At 48.5% G+C, this 3,599-nt stretch carries 6 protein-coding genes and 1 pseudogene; all 7 read right to left on the bottom strand.

Annotated elements, in window-relative coordinates; translation table 11 throughout:
• A pseudogene (locus A3751_RS13760) lies at positions 1-277 on the bottom strand (hypothetical protein); the annotation flags it as partial.
• Between the two features lie 16 nt (positions 278-293).
• Positions 294-1,106 carry a prepilin-type N-terminal cleavage/methylation domain-containing protein gene (locus tag A3751_RS13755; protein ID WP_068457056.1) on the bottom strand — a complete coding sequence of 271 codons (813 nt, stop codon included), beginning with the start codon at positions 1,104-1,106 and terminating at the stop codon, positions 294-296.
• The gene (locus A3751_RS13750) at positions 1,106-1,615 is read right to left on the bottom strand and encodes a prepilin-type N-terminal cleavage/methylation domain-containing protein (protein ID WP_197466347.1); all 510 of its coding nucleotides are present in this window, start codon (positions 1,613-1,615) and stop codon (positions 1,106-1,108) included. Before A3751_RS13750 ends, A3751_RS13755 begins: the two co-directional genes overlap by 1 nt.
• Positions 1,612-2,103 (bottom strand): type II secretion system protein, encoded by a 492-nt coding sequence (locus tag A3751_RS13745; RefSeq protein WP_068457052.1) that lies wholly within the window; start codon positions 2,101-2,103, stop codon positions 1,612-1,614. The genes A3751_RS13750 and A3751_RS13745 overlap by 4 nt, the downstream gene beginning before the upstream one ends.
• Positions 2,104-2,166: 63 nt before the next feature.
• The gene (locus A3751_RS23780) at positions 2,167-2,625 is read right to left on the bottom strand and encodes a prepilin-type N-terminal cleavage/methylation domain-containing protein (RefSeq protein WP_068457048.1); all 459 of its coding nucleotides are present in this window, start codon (positions 2,623-2,625) and stop codon (positions 2,167-2,169) included.
• Between the two features lie 166 nt (positions 2,626-2,791).
• Entirely contained in the window at positions 2,792-3,286 is a 495-nt protein-coding gene (locus A3751_RS13735; protein ID WP_068457045.1) for a hypothetical protein, read from the bottom strand.
• A 6-nt stretch (positions 3,287-3,292) separates the two neighbouring features.
• Positions 3,293-3,599: type II secretion system F family protein (locus A3751_RS13730; RefSeq protein ID WP_197466346.1), on the bottom strand; the 307-nt coding region annotated here is incomplete at its 5' end.

Raw genomic sequence — 3,599 nt, 5'->3', positions numbered from 1 at the left:
AGCCATCAAGCCCTAGATTCGAGCCTGACGAGTCGAAGTCAATATCGGCCAACGCGTTATTGCAGCTTGTGCTACCAACAAAAATTCTATTAAGCCCTACCTGAGCTCCGCTCTCTGCAGCATAAAATGCCCGCTGCGACTGGAAACTCTGACTAAAACTCAAACTCGCTGTTTGATTCAATTCGCCAAGAGCCACCACAATCAGTGCAAGTATAGAAATAATAAATACCGTCGCTGGCAAACCGATCCCGCGCTGCATCGAGCGCAGAGCAGGCACTGTTTGCCTTTTTAGCCTAAGGAACATTTCTCACCTGTATTTCCTGCGCGATCGATTGCACGGCACCACTCGCATCAACCACATCAAAACTTAAAATCACCACACCTGCACGGCTAAGTGTTCCGGGGGAGTAAGCAAAGGCACCATCGCGTAATTGGCTAGCAACCACTTGTGGCGTCAAGCCTGAAGGGTCAGGAATGCTAGACTGAAAGCCATAACCGGTGTAATAGTTTAAAAAGCCTCCAACGAAACAGAACATTTCTGGAGGTCGCACGATGTAAAACCTTCGAGTTGGTGAGTCTGTAAGAAACTGATGGGCTGCGCTCAACTCGAGTTCTAAGGCATTTGGAGTTGCCCCCGCCGTTAATTGACTGACGAGAGAGCTAATGGTTCCAGGACTCGCCAGAGAATATAAACCAGAAACGGTATTTGGATAAACGGCCACGCGGTCACGCGCACTATCAACATCCCCCGCCGTGTAGTTTGGAAAAGGCACGACCTCAAAGCTATCCGCTGCTCCGGCCGTTGGTACTGTCAAATAATCCGACCCCCCAACCGTAGGAATGTATTCAATACAAGAACCACTGCCGCTTGCAGCGTTAACCCTAAAGCTATTCGGCAAAGCGTCACGAACACCTCGACTGACTTTTTCAGACAGCAACCAGGCAATGGAAGCAATGTGCTGACGGTCGGCACTATCAGCGACCCCCTGTACTGATCGGCCTATAAAGTTGACAATCCCAACTCCCAAAATGCCGATAATCACGATAGTGACAATAATTTCAATGAGGGTGAACCCTCTTTGCACGCCAATCCGACCCAACTGCATCAGAAGTTACCTTTGTACACAGAAAAGAAAATATCTCCTTCTCCCGGCGGCGTCACCTGCACCACAATTTTCTTGGCATGCTCATTCCCACTTGCGCCCACTGAGCTACCATCGCAGCTTACAGTCACCTGAACACGATAATTGTCGTAAGAGGAATCGATCGCGCCAATCAGGCTAACGGGAGGCGATTCGTTAATACCGTTGTAATCGTCCACATCATCATACGTCGCCCGATCTTCTCCGCTCTCTGGCCCCAAACTGGAACAGGATGGGGAAGCAACCGTGGGCAAGCCTCCAACAGGAGTCGTTTCATCGTAAGATCGAGCAAGAATCTCGTCCAAATAAAGCTGCGCCAGCTTTAAAGACTTATTTCGCCAAAGAGGGTCGGCGCTTTGTGATACAGAAAAACTAAATGAGTTAAGAACCGCGACCAAGGCTATCGAAATAACCACAATAGAAATAATCAACTCGATTAAGGTAACGCCGGCTTGCTCTCGCTTTAAACTCACGGACACCCCCCATTGCCTTCATAAGCATAGCCTTGGGAAGACAAGCAGACTAGAAAATTCGTCTCGCCAGAAAAGCGGATAACATGATTGTTGCCGTCACTCAGAACCGCGCCATTGGTCCAAGTAAATGTTTGACTGCTGCCAGAGCCGAGTGTTGCGCCGTCTATCTGAAGGCTATTCCCGTCCGATTCGACATTAACAGGCGCGGGATTAGTGACGCCGACTTTTTGCAAAGCAAAACGCCACGCATCGCCCGTATTGGCAATTGTTAAACTTACCGGATTGGGAGTACCGCTGCTACCAAGCGCAATTTGCTGTGCTAGCAAAGCCTGTGAGATAAGAAGATCTTTTGCGACAAAGTTAGAATACTCAGAGCGTGCTGTGAACAGGCTAACGCCCCCGTAACTAAGAAGTCCGATCAAGACGATCACCATCACCAGCTCAATGAGGGTGAAACCATGCTGATTGACCTTGCCCCTTGCTTGCATAGTTAAGCCCCGTTGTTACGCAAAAAAGCGCCCTGAGGCGCTTTTTTTAAAATAGATAAGGACTTAGCAACCGCTTGTATCGATCGAGATCACAGGTGCGTTTCCAACAGCCGTCGCCTCAGTGTAAACGATCTGGCATGTGCCGGTGCCACCCGCAGCTGCGACTGTCACCGCGGTCGCAGTCGATGTGATCGTAAAGTCGTCTGACGTAATCTGTGCCGCAGTAAGAATGTCATTGGTTCCTGCTGTGGTGTCATCAACTGCAGGATATCCGTTTACCAAGTTCACTGTTGCGCCATCAAGCGTGACAGAACCTGTTGCCGTATTCTGATTGGAAACCAATGCATCAGCATGCGCAATCGCAGACGCAGCTTTCACCGCACCGAGAGCTGCCTGAACTGTGGCTGTTCTTGCTTCTGAGCCCAAATCGGCAAAACGAGGAAGCGCGAAGGCAGAGAGAATACCCAAGATCACGATGACCATGACCAATTCGATTAAAGTAAAACCGGCTTGACGTTGCATTTGCTGTAGCTCCTGTTGCAATAGCTTTAATAATTTACGCTAGGTAAGTGACAAGTTACGTTAACTATAGCGTCTAAATAGTTGGTTGCCACACATAAAAGCACCCAATTTGTATCTTTTCTGTAAAGAAGCATCTATCCCAATTCAGCTTTTCGGATATAGGATATCAATGCGCAATATATTCTAACGAAAGGGCTTGAACTTTGCTGCCTTCCTCAATGGTTTCAACTCGGAAAAACAGAAGCTCATCGCGCTCAATAAGCCTCCCCTCATAAACAATAGAGGAGTTAGGTAAATACGCGAGCACCCGCAGCTTTGGGTCATAAATCCAGTTTCCAGGCTGATCATTAAGCAGATCAATAGGCCGCTCTCCAAGATACTGTGGTGGCGTTTCCTCGACTCGACCTTTCAACCAACGCATTGGATTCGCGCCGCGGAGCTCTTTTGCACTAGCGAGCGATGATTTTACCTGTAATTCAAGCTGCATGAATTGCACAGCTGTTTTGATTTCAGCAAGCCTGTAATCGAAGCGTTTTTGCTCTAGAGAATCCATTTCTCGATCAATCTTGGGCAAGAACACCATTATTAAAACGCCGACCATTCCTAGCGAAACAGCAAAAGCCAAAAAGCGTCCACTAAACGCACGAGGAGAACGGCTCATGGTCGCTTAACCCCTTCCCATTGCGGCCGACCCTAGATCCCAGATCGGTAAGAAAACTCCCAACGCCAACACTAAGACAATGCCACCCATGACAACGATCAAAATCGGCTCGATCGACTCCGCTAAGCGCTTCAGTGAGTAATCGGCTTCCTCATCATAGAAATCCGCAACCTGATCTAAGAGAGAATCAATCGATCCGGTCTCTTCTCCTACCGATATCATCTGCAAAACCAAGGGTGTGAAGACTTCAGNACTGCGCGCTGAACGAAGCAAGCTATCGCCGCGTTCTATCGAGTTCTTCATTTCGACAATT

The sequence above is a fragment of the Oleiphilus sp. HI0080 genome (genome assembly GCF_001635135.1).
Note: the sequence above shows the minus strand (reverse complement) of the source record. Positions and strands in the feature narration are given on the sequence as shown.